This window comes from Pantoea sp. ANP04 (assembly GCF_041982285.1).
In the GTDB taxonomy this organism is placed as follows: Bacteria; Pseudomonadota; Gammaproteobacteria; order Enterobacterales; family Enterobacteriaceae; genus Pantoea; species Pantoea eucalypti.
In genome coordinates this window covers 97889-119186 of sequence record NZ_JAUTYS010000018.1, presented here as the reverse complement: position 1 = coordinate 119186, position 21298 = coordinate 97889, and the positions used below count along the sequence as shown (strand labels likewise).

The 21298-nt window shown below is 52.7% G+C and carries 18 protein-coding genes; 11 read left to right on the top strand and 7 right to left on the bottom strand.

What is annotated here, in order from left to right:
• Nucleotides 1–113: 113 nt before the first annotated feature.
• Together mobB and mobA are read right to left on the bottom strand one after the other, a co-directional pair.
• Entirely contained in the window at nucleotides 114–620 is a 507-nt protein-coding gene (gene mobB / locus Q7C21_RS20595; protein WP_008926976.1) for a molybdopterin-guanine dinucleotide biosynthesis protein MobB, read from the bottom strand.
• Between the two features lies 1 nt (nucleotide 621).
• Nucleotides 622–1188: a molybdenum cofactor guanylyltransferase MobA gene (gene mobA / locus Q7C21_RS20590; RefSeq protein ID WP_375151067.1), complete on the bottom strand. Its 567-nt coding sequence runs from the start codon at nucleotides 1186–1188 to the stop codon at nucleotides 622–624.
• Between the two features lie 47 nt (nucleotides 1189–1235).
• Between mobA and Q7C21_RS20585 the strand changes: the two genes are divergently transcribed.
• From Q7C21_RS20585 to polA, 4 genes are all read left to right on the top strand, one after another.
• A complete protein-coding gene (locus tag Q7C21_RS20585; protein WP_003850728.1) occupies nucleotides 1236–1511 on the top strand; it encodes a YihD family protein in 276 nt (91 codons plus the stop codon).
• Nucleotides 1512–1556: 45 nt separating this feature from the next.
• A complete protein-coding gene (locus tag Q7C21_RS20580) occupies nucleotides 1557–2543 on the top strand; it encodes a serine/threonine protein kinase (protein ID WP_140034302.1) in 987 nt (328 codons plus the stop codon).
• A 26-nt stretch (nucleotides 2544–2569) separates the two neighbouring features.
• Nucleotides 2570–3199: a thiol:disulfide interchange protein DsbA gene (gene dsbA / locus Q7C21_RS20575; RefSeq protein ID WP_003850731.1), complete on the top strand. Its 630-nt coding sequence runs from the start codon at nucleotides 2570–2572 to the stop codon at nucleotides 3197–3199.
• A 377-nt stretch (nucleotides 3200–3576) separates the two neighbouring features.
• Nucleotides 3577–6363 carry a DNA polymerase I gene (gene polA / locus Q7C21_RS20570; protein WP_039660546.1) on the top strand — a complete coding sequence of 929 codons (2787 nt, stop codon included), beginning with the start codon at nucleotides 3577–3579 and terminating at the stop codon, nucleotides 6361–6363.
• Between the two features lie 417 nt (nucleotides 6364–6780).
• Here polA and yihA read toward each other — a convergent pair whose 3' ends face one another.
• A complete protein-coding gene (yihA, locus tag Q7C21_RS20565) occupies nucleotides 6781–7416 on the bottom strand; it encodes a ribosome biogenesis GTP-binding protein YihA/YsxC (protein ID WP_003850735.1) in 636 nt (211 codons plus the stop codon).
• 551 nt (nucleotides 7417–7967) lie between these two features.
• Between yihA and yihI the strand changes: the two genes are divergently transcribed.
• Nucleotides 7968–8492 (top strand): Der GTPase-activating protein YihI, encoded by a 525-nt coding sequence (gene yihI, locus Q7C21_RS20560; protein WP_039660549.1) that lies wholly within the window; start codon nucleotides 7968–7970, stop codon nucleotides 8490–8492.
• 233 nt (nucleotides 8493–8725) lie between these two features.
• Nucleotides 8726–10099: an oxygen-independent coproporphyrinogen III oxidase gene (hemN, locus tag Q7C21_RS20555; RefSeq protein WP_375151066.1), complete on the top strand. Its 1374-nt coding sequence runs from the start codon at nucleotides 8726–8728 to the stop codon at nucleotides 10097–10099.
• A gap of 41 nt (nucleotides 10100–10140) precedes the next feature.
• Here hemN and glnG read toward each other — a convergent pair whose 3' ends face one another.
• The 3 genes from glnG to glnA form a co-directional block, all read right to left on the bottom strand.
• On the bottom strand, nucleotides 10141–11550 hold the full coding sequence (glnG, locus tag Q7C21_RS20550; RefSeq protein ID WP_008926972.1) for a nitrogen regulation protein NR(I): 1410 nt from the start codon (nucleotides 11548–11550) through the stop codon (nucleotides 10141–10143).
• A 7-nt stretch (nucleotides 11551–11557) separates the two neighbouring features.
• Nucleotides 11558–12607 (bottom strand): nitrogen regulation protein NR(II), encoded by a 1050-nt coding sequence (gene glnL, locus Q7C21_RS20545; RefSeq protein WP_008926971.1) that lies wholly within the window; start codon nucleotides 12605–12607, stop codon nucleotides 11558–11560.
• 138 nt (nucleotides 12608–12745) lie between these two features.
• Nucleotides 12746–14155 (bottom strand): glutamate--ammonia ligase, encoded by a 1410-nt coding sequence (gene glnA / locus Q7C21_RS20540; RefSeq protein ID WP_003850740.1) that lies wholly within the window; start codon nucleotides 14153–14155, stop codon nucleotides 12746–12748.
• A 438-nt stretch (nucleotides 14156–14593) separates the two neighbouring features.
• On the opposite strand from glnA, the gene typA reads away from it, so the two are divergent.
• The 5 genes from typA to fabY all read left to right on the top strand — a co-directional run bounded on the left by typA (nucleotide 14594) and on the right by fabY (nucleotide 19537).
• On the top strand, nucleotides 14594–16417 hold the full coding sequence (gene typA / locus Q7C21_RS20535; protein ID WP_003850742.1) for a ribosome-dependent GTPase TypA: 1824 nt from the start codon (nucleotides 14594–14596) through the stop codon (nucleotides 16415–16417).
• A 209-nt stretch (nucleotides 16418–16626) separates the two neighbouring features.
• Nucleotides 16627–17223, top strand: coding sequence for a glucose-1-phosphatase (gene yihX / locus Q7C21_RS20530; protein WP_003851357.1), 597 nt, complete (start codon nucleotides 16627–16629; stop codon nucleotides 17221–17223).
• A gap of 3 nt (nucleotides 17224–17226) precedes the next feature.
• A complete protein-coding gene (locus tag Q7C21_RS20525; RefSeq protein ID WP_003851355.1) occupies nucleotides 17227–18099 on the top strand; it encodes a virulence factor BrkB family protein in 873 nt (290 codons plus the stop codon).
• Entirely contained in the window at nucleotides 18096–18533 is a 438-nt protein-coding gene (dtd, locus tag Q7C21_RS20520) for a D-aminoacyl-tRNA deacylase (RefSeq protein WP_003851353.1), read from the top strand. The genes Q7C21_RS20525 and dtd overlap by 4 nt, the downstream gene beginning before the upstream one ends.
• Nucleotides 18534–18589: 56 nt before the next feature.
• A complete protein-coding gene (gene fabY, locus Q7C21_RS20515) occupies nucleotides 18590–19537 on the top strand; it encodes a fatty acid biosynthesis protein FabY (protein ID WP_003851352.1) in 948 nt (315 codons plus the stop codon).
• Nucleotides 19538–19573: 36 nt separating this feature from the next.
• Here the strand turns inward: fabY and Q7C21_RS20510 are convergent, their stop codons facing one another.
• Nucleotides 19574–21253: an AsmA family protein gene (locus tag Q7C21_RS20510; RefSeq protein WP_003851351.1), complete on the bottom strand. Its 1680-nt coding sequence runs from the start codon at nucleotides 21251–21253 to the stop codon at nucleotides 19574–19576.
• Nucleotides 21254–21298: the final 45 nt, after the last annotated feature.

The window sequence follows — 21298 nt, the reverse complement described above, 5'->3', positions numbered from 1 at the left end:
CCCATGCGAGAGTAGGGAACTGCCAGGCATTATATAAGTGAAGAAGCCCCGCACGAGAGTGCGGGGCTTTTTTACGTATGCAGATCGTGAAAAACACGCTGAATTTACCGGCTTCAGCACTTTCCCATCCAATCCACAATGAAATCTGCAACACTATTTGGGCAATTTATATCCAGAACCGGCACGTGCAGGGCCAGTTTCTGGTCGCTGGCGACAGCGATCACATGCTCATCAAGCAGTTCATCAATTCCGCCCTTGATCCCTGCACGCCATAAAATAATTTTAGGTACGGATTCCTCTTTAAAGCCCTCAACCAGCACGATCTCCAGCGCAGAGTGATCCATACGGCTGAGCAGATAAGGCAGATCAATCGACGGCTTTTCCGGTGTTTCACACATCAATGCCCATCGCTCTGAACTGGCCACCATCACCTGATGGGCACCCGCTTTTCTGAGCAGATAGCTATCTTTACCTGGCGTATCCACATCCATCTGATGATGTGTGTGCTTAATCAGCCCGGCACGAATCCCTTTACTGCTGAGAATCGGTATCACCTGCTGTAACAGCGTCGTTTTACCGGTTCCACTCCAGCCCGCAATCGCAAGTAAGGGTAAGGACATATCAACCTCTCTCATTGAGATCATCGGGAGTATTAATATTGCGAAAGGCAGACTCATCGTCAGCCAGCAGTACTGCATGACCACCGTGATCGCGCAGGAAGTGCATAAGACGTCGTTCACCAGCCTGCAGATAGGCATAGAGAGGTGCAGCCATATCACGATGAATCAGAGCCAGTGTGGGGTGATCGCGCGACTGTGAGCGAACCCAGACGGCAGGCGCGTCTCCGCGTTGCTCAACCAGTTTTTCCACGACGTTAAGCGGCACTGCAGGTGTATCACAGGAGCAAAAAGCGGCCCATTCACCGTCAATGGCGATCAACGCACTGTAGATACCGGCCAGTGGACCCGGATAATCATCAAAAACATCCTGAACAACCCGACACCCGCTTAACTGATAGCGATCAATATTGCGATTGGCATTAATCATGACAATGTCTACTTGTGGCCTGAGCCGTTCAAGCACATGCTGATAAAGTGGCCTGCCATTCAGGTGCACTAATCCTTTGTCCTGACCACCCATGCGGCGGCCCTGACCACCGGCCAGAATGACGCCGGTTAATATTGTCATGAGAGTGTCCTCGCTAATGACGCACTGTGAATACGGGAGAATCCTGAATGAAATGCCATCGTTTAAACGAGCTGATCGCGTTGCTGCAACCCGCCTGGCAAAAAGAACCTGACCTTAATCTGGTCACATTTTTGCAGAAACTGGCTCAGGAATCTGGATTCCGTGGCCCGTTAAGTGAATTAACCGACGATGTATTAATTTACCATCTTAAAATGCGTGACTCTGCCAGCGATGATGAAATTCCCGGCCTTAAAAAAGACTATGAAGTTGATTTCAAAACAGCACTGCTCCGCGCACGGGGTGTCATTAAACAGGACGAGTAGTGTTATCCTTGGCAGTTAAATGTAAGGGTGACTACAGGTAACATGATGAGCGACGCTGCTTTTAACTTCCAGACCTTGAATCCCGATGTGCTGCTTGATGCGCTTTGGGAGACAGGAATTCGCGTCGAGTCGGGTCTGACAGCCCTGAACAGCTATGAGAACCGGGTTTATCAGTTCAGCGATGATGAAAAACGACGCTATGTAGCGAAGTTTTATCGTCCACAGCGCTGGCGTGCCGAACAGATTGCTGAAGAGCATCAGTATGCACTCGATCTGCTGGCTGACGAGGTGCCCATCGCAGCACCACTGCGGTTAAAGGGTGAAACACTGCACAGCCACGCTGGCTTCTTCTTTGCCGTCTTTCCCAGCCTGGGCGGACGACAATATGAGACAGACAATGAAGACCAGATGGAATGGGTAGGCCGCTTCCTGGGGCGCATTCATCAGACCGGGCGCAAAACGTTATTCGGCAATCGACCGACCATAGGCCTGGATGAATATCTGCATGAACCCCGTCAGGTTCTGGAACAATCACTCTTAGTGCCTGCATCACTTAAGGCCGCACTGCTGCAGGCGCTTGATAAGCTGGACAATACGCTGCAGCAACGGTGGCACACTACGTGGCAGCCGCTACGATTACATGGCGACTGCCATCCGGGTAATATTCTGTGGCGTGACGGACCGCTGTTTGTCGATCTGGATGATGCCCGTAATGGCCCGGCAGTACAGGATCTGTGGATGCTGATTAGCGGCGATCGACAGGAACAGCGTATTCAGTGGGATATTCTGCTGGAGGCTTACAGTGAATTCAGTGATTTTGATATTAATGAATTGTCACTGATTGAGCCTTTACGCGCTATGCGCATGGTTTATTATCTGGCCTGGGTTGTCCGACGCTGGCAGGATCCCGCTTTTCCTCGCGCTTTCCCCTGGATGACAGATGAAGATTTCTGGCGCAGGCAAATTTCACTCTTTACCGAGCAGGAGAAGCTGTTGCAGGAACCTCCTCTGCAGCTGACACCGCAATATTAATGACGTAGTCAGGAGAATTTTTCACGATGAAAAAAATTTGGTTTGCTCTGATGGGTTTAGTGCTGGCATTCAGCGCGTCCGCTGCCCAGTTCACTGAAGGTAAACAATATGTCAGTCTGCCGAAACCCGTGGCCGGCGAACCTCAGGTGATGGAGTTCTTCTCCTTCTTCTGCCCGCACTGCTATCAGTTTGAACGTATTTATCACGTCAATGACGCGGTGAAAAAGAATCTGCCTGCTGACACTAAACTGGTGAAATACCACGTCGATTTCCTTGGTGGCGATCTGGGACCGGTTGTGACCCAGGCCTGGGCTGTGGCGATGGCGCTGGGCGTTGAAGATAAGGTGACAGTACCGATCTTTGATGGCATCCAGAAAACACAGACCATCACCGATCCTGCCAGTCTGAAAGAGACGTTTGTCAAAGCGGCCGGTATTTCCGCTGCTGACTATGATGCTGCATGGAACAGCTTCGCCGTAAAAGCGCTGGTTGCACAACAGCAGAAAGCGGCTGCGGATGTTGATCTGCGCGGTGTACCAGCGATGTTCGTTAATGGCAAATATATGGTGAACAACGGCGGCCTTGATACCAGCTCTATGGACAATTTCGTTGCTGACTACGCGAACGTGGTTAAATTCCTTGTAAGCCAGAAGTAACAGGCTTTGTCATCTCATTCAACGCCAGCTCAGCTGGCGTTTTTTTATGCTATTGAACAGAGACATAAATTTTGTCCATCTCCAGGGCATAAATTTAATATCCACACAAGGGATCACGTAATTAAAATTGCCGATCGGGTCACGGAAATTAAATAAGTCTATGAAATAGATGGTTTTTATTTGAGGTTTAATCATTTAAGATCCTGAAAAACAGCGTGTTATAATTTTTACGCACAAAGTTATCCACAGAATGATCGTTGCGATCTTATCTCCAGAACCGTCAAAAACGCGACATATCCTACGCCTTAGTTCACCCTTTCTGCCAGGTTGTGGCATCCTTATAGACCAACCCATAGCAACGAAGACAACACAGACTTATGGCGCAAATAGCAGAAAATCCCCTCATTCTGGTTGATGGCTCATCCTATCTTTATCGCGCGTATCACGCGTTTCCGCCGCTGACCAATAGTGCAGGTGAACCCACTGGTGCCATGTACGGTGTGCTCAACATGCTGAAAAGCCTGCTGGCGCAATACAATCCGAGTCATGTTGCTGTGGTGTTTGATGCCAAAGGCAAAACGTTCCGGGACGAGCTGTTTGAACACTACAAGTCTCATCGTCCACCGATGCCTGATGACTTACGTGCGCAAATCGAGCCGTTGCATGAGATGGTACGGGCGATGGGGCTGCCGTTACTGGCGGTGAGCGGCGTTGAAGCTGATGATGTCATCGGTACGCTGGCGCTGGAAGCAGAGAAAAAAGGCCTCTCAGTGCTGATTAGCACCGGCGACAAAGATATGGCGCAACTGGTCACCCCAGCTATCACGCTGATAAATACCATGAGCAACACCATTCTGGGCCCGGAAGAGGTTGAGCAAAAATATGGTGTGCCGCCCGCCTTAATCATCGATTTTCTGGCCATGATGGGCGACAGCTCAGATAACATCCCAGGCGTGCCGGGTGTGGGTGAAAAAACCGCGCAGGCTCTGCTGCAGGGACTGGGCAGCATGCAGACGATCTATGACAATCTGGACAAGGTGGCCGATCTCGGCTTTCGGGGTGCCAAAACCATGGCGACCAAACTTGAGCAGAATCGTGATGTAGCGTTTCTTTCCTATCAGCTGGCGACCATCAAGACGGACGTTGAGCTGGCGCTGCCCTGTGAAGAGCTCAACGTTACTGAACCTGATGTCGAGGCACTGCAGACCCTGTTCAGTCGCTATGAGTTCAAACGCTGGCTGAGTGACCTGCAGGACGGTAAATGGCTGCAGGGCAAGAAGAACAATACTCAGGCGCAAAAAGCGTTGTCTGATGAGCCAGCTGTGGTCGTTGAAACCAGCAGCGTATTGCCGAGCGAAGGTTATGTCACAATCCTGGATCAGGAACACTTTGATAGCTGGCTGGAGAAGCTGAAAAACAGCGAAGTGTTTGCCTTTGATCTGGAGACCGACGCGCTGGATACCCTGAGCGCTAACATCGTGGGTATCAGCTTCGCAGTAGCGCCCGGTGAAGCCGCCTATCTGCCGGTTGCTCATGACTATCTTGATGCGCCTGATCAACTGGATCGTGCAGCCGTTCTGGCACAGCTCAAGCCTCTGCTTGAGGATGAAAACGCCTGGAAAGTGGGCCAGAACCTGAAATACGATCGTGGCGTACTGAAGAACTACGATATTGAACTGGCCGGTATCAAATTCGACACCATGCTTGAGTCCTATATTCTCAACAGCGTGGTGGGTAAACATGACATGGATAGCCTGGCCGCTCGCTGGCTTAACCATAAAACGGTCACCTTCCAGGAGATCGCCGGTAAAGGCAAAAATCAGCTGACGTTCAATCAAATCGCGTTAGAGCAGGCCGCTCATTATGCTGCCGAAGATGCCGATGTGACTCTGCAGTTGCATCTGAAGATGTGGCCAGAGCTGGAGAAAGAAGCGGGCCCGAAAAAAGTGTTCGAACAGATTGAGATGCCGTTACTGACCGTCATCTCCCGGATAGAACGCAATGGCGTGCTAATCGATCAATCGATCCTGGCGCAACACTCCAAAGAGCTGACTGCCCGACTGGCTGAGCTTGAGTTGAAAGCGCATGAGCTGGCGGGAGAGCCTTTTAACCTCTCATCCACTAAGCAGCTTCAGGTGATCCTGTTTGAAAAACAGGGCATTAAACCTACAAAGAAAACACCAGGCGGTGCGCCGTCAACCAGCGAAGAGGTGTTAGCTGAGCTGGCACTCGACTATCCACTTCCAAAAGTGATCCTGGAGCATCGCGGTTTATCCAAACTTAAGTCGACTTATACGGATAAATTACCGCTGATGATTAATCCGATAAGCGGGCGCGTGCATACCTCTTATCATCAGGCTGTTACCGCTACCGGACGCTTATCTTCTGCCGATCCGAATCTGCAAAACATCCCGGTGCGTAATGACGAAGGACGCCGGATCCGCCAGGCATTTGTCGCGGCCAAAGGCCATCGCATTGTGGCGGCAGACTATTCACAAATTGAACTGCGTATCATGGCGCATCTCTCTCAGGATAAAGGATTGCTGGACGCGTTTGCCCAGGGCGAAGATATTCACCGTGCCACGGCATCCGAAGTGTTTGGTGTGGCGCTGGATAAGGTCAGCGGCGAACAGCGTCGCAGTGCCAAAGCGATCAACTTTGGTCTGATTTATGGTATGAGCGCCTTTGGCCTGTCGCGTCAGCTGAATATCGGTGCGGGCGAAGCGAAAAAGTATATGGATCTCTACTTTGAACGTTATCCGGGCGTACTGCGCTATATGGAGAACACCCGTCAGCTGGCGGCGAGTAACGGCTATGTTGAAACGCTGGAAGGTCGTCGGCTGTGGCTGCCAGATATTAAATCCAGCAACGCCATTCGCCGGAAAGCCGCAGAACGCGCCGCGATCAATGCGCCAATGCAGGGAACCGCAGCGGATATTATCAAGCGGGCAATGATTGCGGTGGATGAATGGCTTGAACAGCAAAACGACAATGCCGTCAGAATGATCATGCAGGTTCACGATGAACTGGTATTCGAAGTGAAAGCGGAGGCCGTTGAAGAGGCCAGCCAGAAAATCCGTGCGCTAATGGAAGGTAGCGTGCAGCTCGACGTGCCTTTACTGGTTGAAGTCGGAGTGGGTAATAACTGGGATGAAGCCCACTGATTCAGCGTCTGAGGCCGGTTCCGTAAAATGGAATTGGCCTGTCATCAGGCATAAGTAAATCGTTTAGTTAACGGGCTCAGCGCGGTCAATGCTGGTACTGAGATAAAGCGTTTTTCTAACTACTTATCGGCTAAACACTTTTTCCGTCATTTAACTACATTGCAACGTTGTTTTTGTGACGCACGTGGTAAAAAAAGCCTTGTTTGATGTAAGTAAGCAACAAAAAAGCCTTTGTCACGCACAGAAAATCAGGTAAAGTTCGTCGCGTAGGGTACAGAGGTAAGATGTTCTATCTTTCAGACCTTTTACTTCACGTAATCGGATTTGGCTGAATTTAGCCGCCCCAGTCATTCTGTGACTGGGGCGTTTTTTATTGGGCTTTTTGCACCGCCGGTTTCAGCGGCACAGGGCTGCCACTCACTCTTCCGCGTCCTGATTCACCTCTGCCGGTTCAAACGTTGTGAACCAGCTGTCCAGTTTCTGACGAACCTTATCTACGCCGATTTTCTTTAGCGATGAGAAAAGTTCTACCTGCACATCACCCACAAATTCGAGTGCAGCTTCACGCACAACATTAAGCTGTGCTTTACGCGCACCTGAGGCGAGCTTGTCTGCCTTGGTGAGGAGCAACAGCACCGGAATGCCGCTTTCAACGGACCAGTTAATCATCTGTCGATCGAGATCTTTCAGCGGATGACGGATATCCATCAGGATCACCAGGCCTTTCAGCGCCTGACGTTTTTGCAGGTATTCACCTAACGCACGCTGCCACTTCAGCTTCATCTCTTCCGGGACTTCGGCATAACCGTAACCGGGCAGGTCGACCAGACGCTTACCTTCTTTCACTTCAAACAGGTTAATCAGCTGCGTACGTCCCGGCGTTTTACTGGTACGCGCCAGACCCTTCTGATTGGTTAACGTATTCAGCGCACTCGATTTTCCCGCGTTCGAGCGGCCAGCAAAAGCCACTTCAATTCCGGTATCGGCAGGCAGATGGCGGATATCCGGCGCGCTCATGACAAAGTGGGTAACGTGATAATTCAATTCAGACAAGGTGACACTCCAGAAAACGCATTAAGGCAATGCGGCCGATTATACGCGTTATGGCGCGAAAGTGCTCAACCGCGTCTGATTAGTCAGATTTGTAAGAGATTTGCCATTACCACTGCGAGTTATTTCGCTTTTTACTTTAATTACTAAAAATAAAAAATCTTATTATTTAATATCTTATCTAGAATGGTTCTTTTTTTGAACTAACTATTTGTGGCGCTGACTTGAGGCTTTTACCAGATGGTCTACATTATTGTGCAGTGCACGGCAGCACCCATCAGGATGATGCGCTCAGGGATACCAGGAGGGTAGAGAGCGATGGAATGGAAATGAGTCAGGGATACGCTCAGACAGGGATAAGGAAAAGCTCAGGAGCTGAGCAGGCGCGGGATTGACCGGGATGTTACGAGCCGAAAAGGATTTAAAACATGATTCCTTCTTATGAAGGTATGAAATAAGGCGACAGCTTGAGCTGTCGCCTTTTTTCTTTGTCTGGTTTCTGCTAGATTTCGCCGCAATTGTATACTGAATAAAAAAAGCCGGGACCGAATACTATGAAGCAACCTGCACGAGCTGTTCACGGCAAACCTGCCGCCAAAGCCAAACGCAAATCGCGTGATGATATCAACAACGAAGCACGCGATCGCAAACGTGATAAAAAGCATCGTGGACATGCTTCTGGCAGCCGTGCTAATCCAGCGGCGTCCGAAAGCAATGGCGGGAGTCAGGCTAATAACGTGAAAGATCCGCGCATCGGCAGTAAAAAGCCGGTGGCCCTGATCGCTGACGGAAAAACCGCAGCCGTTAAGCCAAAGAAAAGCGTGGAAAAACCTGCAGCTGAGAAAAAAGCACGCCTGACGCCAGAAGAAGAGCTGGCAAAGCTGGAAAATGATGAGCGTCTTGATGCGCTGCTGGATCGACTGGAAAATGGCGAAACCCTGTCGGCTGAAGATCAGGGCTGGCTGGATGCCTCGCTGGACCGTATCGACGAACTGATGGAGCAGTTAGGCATTGTGATGGATGATGCTGAAGATGAGCAGGCTGAAGAAGATATGTACCGTCTGCTGAAGGGCAACTAAGCAAATTTGATCGGCATGCGGTCTCCGCATGCCGCGCTTATCAGGTAAACGACAATGTTTTGGCCTGGATCAATTTTCGCGCTGCTGGCGACATGTTATCTGCTGTGGTTATTGTTTAAACTACGACGCCTGTCGCGGCTGAAGCAACGTTTACGTCGGGTCTCAACCCGCTCACCTTTCATCTCCTCTTCTTCGCGACCTTCTCTCAGACGCCGTCACCGGAAGGAGTGAGCATGCCATCGCAGCAGATTGAGTGGGATCAGGCGTTAATTGAAAAGTACAATTACGCTGGCCCGCGTTATACCTCTTATCCCACCGCGCTGGAGTTCAGCGAGCAGTACGCGGAAACTGATTTCCAGCGTGCCGTCGCGCGTTATCCTGATCGTCCGCTGTCGCTCTATGTTCATATTCCCTTCTGCCATCGTCTCTGCTACTTCTGCGGCTGCAATAAGATCGTGACGCGTCAGCGCCACAAAGCGGACCGCTATCTGGACGTGCTTGAGCAGGAAATCATTCAGCGCGCGCCGCTGTTTCGCGAGCGTAAAGTCACGCAGCTTCACTGGGGCGGCGGCACGCCAACCTTTCTCGATAATACGCAGATTTCACGGCTGGTGGGTTTACTGAAGCAGCACTTCAGCGTGGATGAGGACGCCGAAATGTCGATCGAGGTTGATCCGCGGGAAATTGAGCTGGATGTGATTGATCACCTGCGATCGCTGGGGTTCAATCGTCTGAGCATGGGCGTACAGGATTTTAATAAATCGGTGCAGGAACGGGTTAATCGGGTGCAGGATGAAGAGGTGATTTTCGGCCTGATGGCGCGCGCCCGTGAGCAGGGCTTCAGCTCTGTCAGCATCGATCTGATCTATGGCTTACCCCTGCAAACGCCCGCCAGCTTTGCCTGGACGCTGGAGCGGGTACTGGCACTGAGCCCGGACCGGCTTAGTGTATTTAACTATGCGCATCTGCCGTCAATGTTCGCGGCTCAGCGTAAAATTAAAGAGGATGAACTGCCCTCCGCGCAGCAAAAGCTGGATATCCTGCAACAGACCATTGTGACGCTGACTCAGCAGGGCTACCAGTTTATCGGGATGGATCACTTTGCAAAGCCGCAGGATGAGCTGGCCATCGCGCAGCGTGAAGGGCAGTTGCATCGCAATTTCCAGGGATACACGACGCAGGGCGACAGTGACTTACTGGGGCTTGGCGTCTCAGCCATCAGCATGACTGGCGACAGTTATGCGCAGAATCAGAAAGACCTCAACACCTGGTATGCATGTGTGGAACAGCAGGGAAATGGCCTGTGGCGTGGCATCGCTTTAACCGACGATGATTGCCTGCGGCGTGACGTGATTAAAACGCTGATTTGTAACTTCTCGCTGGATTTTGCCGCGACTGAAGCGCGATGGGGCATTCGCTTTAGCGACTATTTTGCTGAGGACATGGCGCTGCTGAAACCGTTAATTGCTGACGGGCTGGTGGTACAAACTGCTAAAGGGCTTGAGGTGACCGGCATTGGCCGATTACTGATCCGCAATATCTGCATGTGCTTTGATCGCTATCTGCGTCAGAAAGTGCGTCAGCAGCAATTCTCCCGCGTTATATGACGAAACGGGCTGGCATGACATGCCAGCCCGCACCGAAACGCTTATTCCATGCCAAGCTCTTTCAGCTTGCGTGTCAGCGTGTTTCGTCCCCAGCCCAGCAAACGAGCGGCTTCCTGTTTGTGGCCTTGCGTATGACGCAGCGCAGTGGTGAGCAGCGTTCGCTCCATCTCCGGTTGTGCTTCCGACAGCAGATTCTGATGACCGGAACGCAGTGCGCGGTCGGCCCACTGTGCCAGCAGCGTTGCCCAACTGTCAGGCAGCGACTGCACCGGATTTTCCGGGGTGCTGGACTCAAACAGTTCGCTGGGCAGATCCTGAATCAGCACTTCCTGACCCGCAGCCATGACCGTCAGCCAGCGACAGGTGTTTTCCAGCTGACGTACGTTACCGGACCAGTGCAGCCGGGTTAAGGCTGTTTCGGTTTCCGGGTGCAGAATCTTCGCTTCCACACCCAGCTCACGAGCCGCCACCTGCAGGAAATAACGCGCCAGACGTGGGATATCCTCACGACGCTCACGCAGCGGCGGCAGATGCACACGAATCACATTCAGGCGGTGGAACAGGTCCTCACGGAACTTGCCTTCCTGCACACGCAATTCCAGGTTCTGGTGGGTTGCCGCAATAATACGCACATCCACTTTGACGGGTGCATAACCACCGACGCGATAGAACTGACCATCGGCCAGCACGCGCAGCAGTCGGGTCTGCACATCCAGCGGCATATCACCGATCTCATCCAGAAACAGCGTGCCGCCATCCGCCTGCTCAAAACGGCCCTGACGGATCTGGTTCGCGCCGGTAAAGGCCCCTTTCTCGTGACCAAACAGCTCTGACTCAATCAAATCTTTGGGTATTGCAGCCATGTTCAGTGCGATAAAGGGCGCTTTGGTGCGTGGGCTGTGGCGATGTAGCGCATGGGCCACCAGCTCTTTACCGGTTCCGGACTCACCGTTAATCAGCACGCTTATCGAAGAGCGCGATAAGCGCCCGATGATACGAAACACATCCTGCATCGCAGGCGCTTCACCAATAATATCGGTAGTTGGTCCGCTGACCGGCTGATTACGTGGCTGCTGCTGTTCCTGGTAGTGGCTGATCGCTCGCTCTACCAGTGCAACGGCTTCGTCGATATCAAACGGCTTAGGCAGGTAATCAAATGCGCCCTGCTGATAGGCGCTGACGGCAGCATCCAGATCCGAATGCGCCGTCATTATGATGACCGGAAGCATGGGATGACGCTGTTTAATCTGCTTCAGTAGCGCCAGGCCATCCATACCGGGCATGCGAATGTCTGACAGTAAAACGTCCGGGGTCTTGGTTGAGAGGGCATCCAGCACCTCGCTTGCGCTGTCAAAAGTCGCGCAGCTCAAACCGGCTCCAGTGAGCGCGCGTTCAAGCACCCAGCGGATGGAGCTATCGTCATCGACGATCCAGACTATCCCTCGTTGCATAGAAACCTCACTGGCGAATAGGCAGGTAAACCGAAAATTCGGTGTGTCCCGGCCAACTGTTAAATTCTATTTTTCCTGAATGTTGATCAATCAGGCTACGGGCGATGGAGAGGCCTAAACCGGTTCCGCCTTCACGTCCGCTGACCATCGGATAAAACAGCGTATCCTGCAGCTGGGCCGGAATGCCGGGGCCATCATCTTCAATATCAATACGTGCTACCAGGCGATAACGCGTGCCGTGCAGCGTGAGCTGGAAAGCGGTGCGGGTGCGGATAATGATGGTGCCGCCATCGTCTCCCAGCGCCTGAAGCGCATTGCGCACCACGTTAAGCAGTACCTGTTCAATCTGATCGGGGTCGTGCGGCAGTTCCGGCAGGCTGGGGTCATAATCCCGAACCAGCGAGACATTCTCCGGCAGCTCCATCGAGACCAGATTAACTACGCGTTCAGCCACCTGATGAATGCTCTGCGTGATGTGCATACCCGGCTGCTGCGGCCCTAACAGACGATCCACCAGATTCCGCAACCGGTCGGCCTGTTCAATAATGACTTTGGTGTATTCGTTCAGCGAGGGATCGGGCAGGGCGCGGGATAAAAGCTGTGCCGCGCCGCGCAACCCTCCCAGCGGATTTTTAATCTCATGAGCCAGACCACGAACCAGATCGCGAGCGGCCACCTGCTGAGCGTGCTGTAACTGCTCCTGACTGAGCCGACGCTGATTATCCATCGGCGCCATTTCCATCAGAATTAAGCCATCGGGTAATCGCTGGGCGGTCAGCGACATAATGTGTGCACGACCATCAACGACCAGCGTAACCTCACTGTCAGTGAATCCCTGGCCAGCCTCAAGACTCTCGCGCATCACCTCAATATTCAGCGAAAAGTAGCCGGTTAATTCCGGTAACGGCGTGCCGAACAGCTTGCGTGAGCTTTGCGCCAGTAATTGCTGCGCCGCCGGGTTGGCGTAATGGATAACCAGATCGTTATCCACCAACAAAATACTGTTGATTAAAGCATTGAGAATCTGCCCTGCATCGGGCAGAGAGCCAGTTGCCATAAAACGTACCTCTGCACCAATCAGGTGCATTTTAGTCTTAAAGCCGTAAGGAGGGCGAATGAACGGTAAATTCGCGGAGAAAAAAGCCCATCCGAAGATGGGCTAAAAGTTTCCACGGCAACAAAATCGTTTGACCAGTTAAACGCTGTAGTAAAGCTCGAACTCAACCGGGTGTGGCGTCATGCGAACGCGATCCATCTCAGCTTTACGCAGTTCGATGTAAGCATCGATCGATTCGTCAGTGAATACACCGCCGCGGGTCAGGAACTCGCGATCTTCGTTCAGTGAATTCAGCGCTTCTTCCAGAGAGCCCGCAACTTTTGGAATCTCAGCTTCTTCTTCCGGTGGCAGGTCATACAGGTTCTTGTCCATCGCATCACCAGGATGGATTTTGTTGATGATGCCATCCAGGCCAGCCATCAGCAGTGCGGTGAACGCCAGGTATGGGTTAGCCGCTGGGTCCGGGAAGCGCGCTTCGATACGACGGGCTTTCGGGCTGGCAACCACCGGAATACGGATTGACGCTGAACGGTTACGGGCAGAGTAAGCCAGCATAACCGGTGCTTCATAACCCGGAACCAGACGCTTGTAAGAGTTCGTGGTCGGGTTCGCCAGTGCGTTAATTGCTTTAGCGTGCTTGATGATGCCCCCGATGTAGAACAGCGCCATTTCAGACAGGCCGCCGTACTTATCGCCGGCAAACAGGTTCTGGCCACCTTTAGAGAGTGACATATGGCAGTGCATGCCTGAACCGTTGTCGCCAAACATTGGCTTCGGCATAAAGGTCGCGGTTTTGCCGTAAGCATGAGCAACGTTATGGACGACATATTTGTAGATCTGAATTTCGTCAGCTTTTTTGGTCATGGTATTGAAGCGGGTAGCCACTTCGTTCTGACCCGCAGTCGCCACTTCGTGGTGATGCGCTTCAACAACCAGGCCCATCTGCTCCATGGTCAGACACATGGCAGAACGGATGTCCTGTGATGAGTCGACTGGTGGAACCGGGAAGTAGCCGCCTTTCAGACCTGGACGGTGACCTTTGTTACCGCCTTCGTACTCTTTACCGGTGTTCCATGCCGCTTCGATATCGTCGATAGCCACATGTGAACCGGAAGTCGATGAACCGAAACGGATGTCATCGAACAGGAAGAATTCTGGTTCTGGTCCAAACAGCACGGTATCCGCGATGCCGGAAGAGCGCAGGTAATCTTCAGCGCGTTTTGCGATAGAACGTGGATCGCGGTCGTAGCCCTGCATAGTGCCTGGCTCAAGGATGTCACAACGGATAATGAGCGTAGAATCTTCGAAGAAAGGATCCATGACTGCCGTGGTAGCGTCAGGCATCAGCACCATGTCTGATTCGTTAATGCCTTTCCAGCCGCCAATAGACGAACCATCGAACATTTTGCCTTCTTCGAAGAAGTCAGCGTTAACCTGGTGAGCAGGGATAGTAACGTGCTGTTCTTTACCTTTGGTATCGGTAAAACGCAGGTCAACAAACTTAACTTCATGCTCGTTCATCATCGAGAGAACGTGTTCAGCGGACATACTCAACTCTCCTGGAAATGGTCTTTCATTATCTACATGGCGAGGAAACGTCTTTTCCGGAATTCGCAGCGGGAAAACAACTCCCTGACTACCCGCTTCCGGCACGCTCTTCAACCGACATCTGACTGGCGATTACGCTTGATTTAGATAAAGCGAATTCTGTGCCAACTTTTCCGATGCTGCTTAAATCGCCTTGTGATGCACCTTTTTGTCATAAAGCACCTGCACCAGGATGGTCCTGGTGCACTAAAGTGGTGCTTTGTGACGATTTATTAGCACCATTTTGGTGCATAAGACCAACTTAGTGCATTTTCTGCACCGGGAACAGGGCAAATTTGCACCTATCTAATAAACTTTCAGTGAAAAGTGTGATGGTGTTCAGTCTTCCGCTTAATCAGTGTACAATAACGCGCTATTTCTAATGCCTGAGGCAAAGCTGTGATCGAAAATTTGCGTAACATCGCCATCATCGCGCACGTTGACCATGGAAAGACCACCCTGGTTGACAAACTGCTGCAACAATCCGGTACTTTTGATGCCCGTACCGAAGCAACAGAGCGCGTGATGGACTCCAATGATTTGGAGAAAGAGCGTGGGATTACCATCCTCGCAAAAAACACCGCCATTAAGTGGAATGACTACCGTATCAACATCGTTGATACCCCAGGACACGCCGACTTCGGTGGTGAAGTTGAGCGCGTCATGTCCATGGTGGACTCGGTGCTGCTGGTTGTAGATGCGATGGATGGCCCTATGCCGCAAACCCGCTTCGTGACCAAAAAAGCGTTCGCGCATGGTCTGAAGCCGATTGTGGTTATCAACAAAGTAGATCGCCCTGGTGCGCGTCCGGATTGGGTTGTGGATCAGGTATTTGACCTGTTCGTTAACCTGGATGCGACTGACGAGCAGCTCGACTTCCCTATCATTTTCGCCTCTGCGCTGAATGGTATCGCGGGTCTTGAGCACACCGACATGGCTGACGATATGACCCCGCTGTATCAGGCAATCGTTGACCACGTTGCGCCTCCGCAGGTTGAGGCTGATGCGCCACTGCAGATGCAGATCTCTCAGCTGGACTACAACAACTACCTGGGCGTGATCGGCATTGGCCGCATCAAGCGCGGTAAAGTTAAGCCGAACCAGCAAGTCACTATCGTTGATAGCGAAGGCAAAACCCGTAACGGTAAAGTCGGTAAAGTCCTGACTCACCTGGGTCTTGAGCGTATCGACAGCGATCTGGCTGAAGCGGGCGATATCATTGCTATCACCGGTCTGGGCGAGCTGAACATCTCTGACACCATCTGTGATCCACAGAATGTGCAGGCGCTGCCAGCACTGAGCGTTGATGAGCCAACCGTAACCATGTTCTTTAACGTCAACACCTCACCGTTCTGCGGTAAAGAAGGTAAGTACGTGACTTCACGTCAGATCCTTGAGCGTCTGAACAAAGAACTGGTTCACAACGTGGCTCTGCGCGTTGAAGAAACCGAAGATTCTGATGCGTTCCGCGTGTCAGGTCGTGGTGAGCTTCACCTGTCAGTTCTGATCGAAAACATGCGTCGTGAAGGTTTCGAACTGGCGGTATCCCGTCCGAAAGTTATCTTCCGCGAGATCGATGGCCGTAAACAAGAGCCATTCGAGAACGTTACGCTGGATATCGAAGAGACGCATCAGGGTTCCGTTATGCAAGCCATGGGTGAGCGTAAAGGCGATCTGAAAAACATGGATCCGGATGGCAAAGGCCGCGTACGTCTCGACTACGTGATTCCTAGCCGTGGCCTGATTGGCTTCCGTAACGAATTCATGACGATGACTTCCGGTACCGGTCTGCTCTACTCTACCTTCAGCCACTACGACGATATCCGTCCAGGCGAAGTGGGCCAGCGTCAGAACGGCGTTCTGATCTCTAACGGTCAGGGCAAAGCTGTAGCGTTCGCTCTGTTCGGTCTGCAGGATCGCGGTAAGCTGTTCCTGGGTCATGGTGCAGAAGTCTATGAAGGCCAGATCATCGGTATTCACAGCCGTTCTAACGACCTGACCGTAAACTGTCTGACCGGTAAGAAGCTGACCAACATGCGTGCTTCAGGTACTGATGAAGCAACGACACTGGTACCACCGCAGAAAATGACGCTGGAACAGGCGATCGAGTTCATCGATGATGACGAACTGGTCGAAGTGACTCCACTGTCAGTGCGTATCCGTAAGCGTCACCTGACTGAAAACGACCGTAAACGTGCTTCACGTGGTCCTAAAGACGCATAATTGCGCCTTTAAAGAATAAAAAGCCCCGCATGCGGGGCTTTTTTTTGCCTGAAATTCGGATTTACTCAGCCGGACCAGCGAATATTTGTGCGAATGATGTCGCGCTTTACTCACCTTCTGGCGTTTACGCTTTTCTCTCAGCCCGTGCCTGTTCAGCCTGCACTTTTGCCGCTAGAGTGAATACTCCAGGGAACAGAAGGAGACACACCATGCTGTATATCTTTGATTTGGGCAATGTGATTATTGATATCGACTTCAACCGCGTGCTGGGTGTCTGGAGTGACTTTAGTCGTGTACCGCTGGCTTCGCTACAAGGCCATTTCCAGATGGACGAAGCGTTTGAGCAACACGAACGTGGCGAGATCAGTGATGAAGATTTCGCACTGGCGCTGTGCGAAAAGCTGGAGATCGCACTGAGCTATGAGCAGTTTGCGGCTGGCTGGCAGGCGGTCTTCGTTGACGTGCGTCCGGAAACCCTGGCGCTAATGAACCGGCTGCGGCTGGAAGGTCATCGGGTGGTAATCCTCTCTAACACGAACAAGCTGCATTGCGAATTCTGGCCAACGCAGTATCCGGACGTGCAGCAGGCAGCGGATAAAATCTACCTGTCACAGGAGATAGGTATGCGCAAACCGGAAGCGCGGATTTATCAGCATGTGCTGGATGCAGAAGGTGTGACTGCCGATCAGGCGGTGTTCTTTGATGATAATCCAGAGAACATTGAGGCGGCCCGTGCCCTGGGTATTGAAAGTGTACTGGTTACTGACAGTAAAACGGTACCCAACTGGTTTGCGGGTCTACAGTAACTCATGATGTCACGTAAATTTCGCCCCAGGCTGCATGCGTTCTGGTTGTGGCTCAGGCTGTTATGGAAACGCATTGATGAGGATGGCATGACGACCCAGGCCGGTAATCTGGCTTATGTCTCATTACTGGCGTTAGTGCCGCTTATTGCAGTGGTCTTTGCCCTGTTTGCGGCGTTTCCGGTTTTCTCTGACATCAGCGTGCAGTTAAAACAGTTTGTCTTCAACAATCTGATGCCTGCTGCAGGTAACACGTTGCAACGCTATCTTGAACAGTTTGTTGCTAACGTAAACAGGATGACGGCGGTCGGGGCAGTCGGTCTTATCGTGACCGCCTTACTGCTGATGCATTCGGTCGATACGGCGTTAAACACCATCTGGCGCAGCAACAAAAAGCGACCGATGGTTTACTCCTTTGCCGTCTACTGGATGATCCTGACGCTCGGTCCGCTGCTGGCCGGTGCCAGCCTGGCAATCAGCTCTTATCTGCTTTCCCTGCGCTGGATTAATGCCACTGGCGTAACCAGTCTGGTCGATCAGATGCTGCGCATTTTCCCGCTTCTGCTGTCGTGGTTCGCCTTCTGGTTACTCTACAGCATTGTTCCCACCCAACGGGTGCCACCGCGTGATGCGCTGATTGGCGCGCTGGTTGCCGGGGCGTTGTTTGAGCTGGGTAAAAAGGGCTTTGCGCTCTATGTTACTATGTTCCCTTCATATCAGTTGATCTACGGCGTACTGGCCGTGATCCCCATTCTGTTTCTCTGGGTCTACTGGACCTGGTGTATTGTGTTGCTGGGCGCTGAAATAACCGTCGCGTTAGCTGACTATCGGCAGTTGAAGCAGCAACACCAACAAGAAGAGCAACGCGAGGAAACATGATTGCATTGATTCAGCGCGTGCAGCGCGCCAGCGTCAGCGTCGATCAGGAAGTGACCGGTGAAATTGGCGCGGGTTTACTGGTTCTGCTGGGCGTAGAAAAAGGCGATGACAACGCGCGAGCGGAACGTCTCGCAGAACGTGTACTGGGCTATCGCATCTTTAGCGATGAGCAGGGCAAGATGAACCTGAGTGTCCGCCAGGCGGGCGGAAGTGTGCTGGTGGTGTCGCAGTTTACGCTGGCCGCGGATACGCAAAAAGGGATGCGCCCCTCGTTTTCGGGTGGCGCTGAACCTGCTGAAGCCGAACGTCTGTATGAATACTTCAGCGACTGCTGTCGCCAGCAGGGGATTACTACGGCGAATGGCCGTTTTGCTGCAGATATGCAGGTCTCGCTGGTGAATGATGGTCCTGTGACGTTCTGGTTGCAGGTGTGAGATCGTCAGCTGAGCGGCAGGGAACAGGCCATACATCCGAGCGGGAGAAACATTACATGTATCACCTTCGCGTGCCACAGACGGCGGAAGAGCTGGATATCTATTATCAGTTCCGCTGGGAGATGTTACGTAAACCTCTGCGTCAACCGCAGGGGTCAGAACGTGACGCCTGGGATGCCCTGGCACATCATCAGATGGTGGTTGATGAACAGGGAAATCCGGTCGCTATCGGCCGTCTCTACATTAATGCCGACAATGAGGCCGCTATCCGCTTCATGGCCGTTCATCCTTCGGTGCAGGGTAAAGGGCTGGGAACGCTAATGGCGATGACGCTGGAGTCGGTAGCGCGTCAGGAAGGAGCTAAACGGGTAACCTGTAGTGCCCGCGAAGATGCTGTCGCATTCTTCGCTAAGCTCGGCTACGTCAACCAGGGCGAGATTACCGCGCCCCAGACGACGCCGGTTCGCCACTTTCTGATGATCAAGCCTGTCGTTACGCTCGATGATATCCTGCATCGTGCCGACTGGTGCGGACAGCTGCAGCAGGCCTGGTATGATCATATTCCGCTCAGCGAGAAGATGGGTGTCCGTATTCTGCAGTTTACCGGGCAGAAATTTATCACCACCATGCCGGAAGCGGGCAATCAGAATCCACATCAGACGTTGTTTGCTGGCAGTCTGTTCTCGCTGGCCACGCTGACCGGCTGGGGATTGATCTGGTTACTGCTGCGCGAGCGCCATCTGGGCGGCACCATTATTCTGGCGGATGCGCACATTCGCTACAGCCACCCGATTAGTGGCCGGCCTGGCGCGATTGCTGACCTCGGCTCATTAAGCGGCGATCTCGACCGTCTGGCGCGCGGACGTAAAGCACGTGTGCAGCTTGAAGTTGAGCTTTTTGGCGACGATGAGTGTGGCGCTGTGTTTGAGGGGGTCTATATTGTTCTGCCTGCCGATCCTGACGGGCCGCTGGAAGAGGGCGGTTCCGGCGCACGTATCAACTAATCATAAGGGCCGCCTCCGCGGCCCTTATTGATCCTGTTAACGCACCTGACCGGCCTGCATTGTCTGCTGTAACTGTTGACTGTCCGTCGTCACCGACAGAGTGCCATTCACGGTCGGGCGCAGTGGCTGGCCTGCGGGTAATGCACCGCTTAGTTGCAGCTGCATATTACTGTCACCGGTTAACGGCAATACGGGCCATCCCCAGTTCTGCAACACATTCACCGGCACTGCCCGACCCGTCAGTTGCAGCGTCAGCGGACGGGCTGGCTGCTGACCTACGGTGGCGGTTCCTTCGAGCAGGCCCTTGTTACTGAACGCACTCAGTTCAGTAACCTGAATCTGCTGCGGGTCAGCACTTAGCGCAATCGACGGATGACGCAGATCGGTGCGGTTAAAGGTCGATTCTGCCGCGTTCAGGCTGAGCTTACCCGACCAGATCCCCCACTGATGCTGCTGAGCCAGCAGCAGGTTTTCGCCAGCGCCATCCAGTGAAGTCAGCTGGAAGGGAAACGCCGGATTAATATCGATAATCAGGTTACGGTTAGAGGTGAAACGCGTTACCTCTACACTCTCCAGCCACGCGGGCAGTGTCGCCTGCCAGCGGTCACGCCAGTCCTGCGGCAGCGTGTATTCCAGTCCGGCAACGGCCAGATTTTTCAGCGTCAGGCGCTTATTGCTGCGCGACCAGTCACCGTCAGCCCGAATCACCCCGTTCGCCCAGCGTGAACTGAATTGTGTCAGCGCCACACCCTGCGGTGAGAAATCCAGGTTAAGGATAGGGTCATTAAGCTCGAATCCACCGTCGATAAAATTGCTGGCATTCAGCGCCAGTGAACCGTCGTTACTCTGCCAGTCATCTCCCTGCCAGTTAACGTTTCTCAGCGTCAGATCCAGATCTGTCACCGCCCAGTCAGGCCCCTGCAGACGGGCATCGGTCATGTCGAGGCGGGTAATGGCAATTGACGGAACAACCTGCAGGGTATGCAGGAAATCTTTCAGGCTGCTGGTAGTCTGCAGACGGATGTCGTTCAGTCGCAGCTGATTAATTTTCCAGTTGCCCTGGGCATCGCGCTCACCGTTACCGGTCATGGAGCCACGCGCCAGGTCGGCACCAATATTGTCAAAGCGCATCCGACCCTGGGAAACACTGCCCTGAATCAGGACGTTTTCACCCGGCACATTATTCAGCGTCATGCTGCCTGCGCTCATCTGGAAGCGGGCATCGCGACCCAGCATATCCAGCCCCGTGGGCTTCCACGGCAGGATGCCGCCATTAACCTGCTGAGCAAACAGCGGTAATGCGCTCTTGGGACTGTCGATACGCATATTATTGAGTTGCAGGCGATCGGCCTGAATCGGCAGCGTGCTGCCCTGCGCCAGATTAGCCAGATTCACTTCCCCATCGCGCAGCTCAAGGCTGCTGAAATGCAGCGGATCGCTGAACTGAATCAGCGCCAGGCCGAGATCAACCCGTTTCGCGACCAGCACCGCAGGCTGACCATCGTGACCAAAGCTGAAGTCATCCAGAATGATATGAGAGGGAGAAGAGAAATTGTGTTCAATTTTACTCAGGGAGAGATGCCATTCGGTTTTGTCGCTCACCCAACGGCTAAACCAGCCTGCACCCCACTGTGTCTGCAGCAGTACATAGATCACGACCAGGGTAAAAAGCAGCAGTAAAAGTAAGGTGAGGAAAAACTTTCCAATAAATTTCATAGCATCCTTCCCGAGTTAAATCCGGTGAGAGGTTGTTATGCCTGA

Bases quoted from the DNA above. Each gene is read 5' to 3' on its own strand.
- mobB (WP_008926976.1), bottom strand. From the start codon at position 620: ATGTCCTTACCCTTACTTGCGATTGCGGGCTGGAGTGGAACCGGTAAA.
- mobA (WP_375151067.1), bottom strand. From the start codon at position 1,188: ATGACAATATTAACCGGCGTCATTCTGGCCGGTGGTCAGGGCCGCCGC.
- Q7C21_RS20585 (WP_003850728.1), top strand. From the start codon at position 1,236: ATGAAATGCCATCGTTTAAACGAGCTGATCGCGTTGCTGCAACCCGCC.
- Q7C21_RS20580 (WP_140034302.1), top strand. From the start codon at position 1,557: ATGAGCGACGCTGCTTTTAACTTCCAGACCTTGAATCCCGATGTGCTG.
- dsbA (WP_003850731.1), top strand. From the start codon at position 2,570: ATGAAAAAAATTTGGTTTGCTCTGATGGGTTTAGTGCTGGCATTCAGC.
- polA (WP_039660546.1), top strand. From the start codon at position 3,577: ATGGCGCAAATAGCAGAAAATCCCCTCATTCTGGTTGATGGCTCATCC.
- yihI (WP_039660549.1), top strand. From the start codon at position 7,968: ATGAAGCAACCTGCACGAGCTGTTCACGGCAAACCTGCCGCCAAAGCC.
- hemN (WP_375151066.1), top strand. From the start codon at position 8,726: ATGCCATCGCAGCAGATTGAGTGGGATCAGGCGTTAATTGAAAAGTAC.
- glnG (WP_008926972.1), bottom strand. From the start codon at position 11,550: ATGCAACGAGGGATAGTCTGGATCGTCGATGACGATAGCTCCATCCGC.
- glnL (WP_008926971.1), bottom strand. From the start codon at position 12,607: ATGGCAACTGGCTCTCTGCCCGATGCAGGGCAGATTCTCAATGCTTTA.
- glnA (WP_003850740.1), bottom strand. From the start codon at position 14,155: ATGTCCGCTGAACACGTTCTCTCGATGATGAACGAGCATGAAGTTAAG.
- yihX (WP_003851357.1), top strand. From the start codon at position 16,627: ATGCTGTATATCTTTGATTTGGGCAATGTGATTATTGATATCGACTTC.
- Q7C21_RS20525 (WP_003851355.1), top strand. From the start codon at position 17,227: ATGATGTCACGTAAATTTCGCCCCAGGCTGCATGCGTTCTGGTTGTGG.
- dtd (WP_003851353.1), top strand. From the start codon at position 18,096: ATGATTGCATTGATTCAGCGCGTGCAGCGCGCCAGCGTCAGCGTCGAT.
- fabY (WP_003851352.1), top strand. From the start codon at position 18,590: ATGTATCACCTTCGCGTGCCACAGACGGCGGAAGAGCTGGATATCTAT.
- Q7C21_RS20510 (WP_003851351.1), bottom strand. From the start codon at position 21,253: ATGAAATTTATTGGAAAGTTTTTCCTCACCTTACTTTTACTGCTGCTT.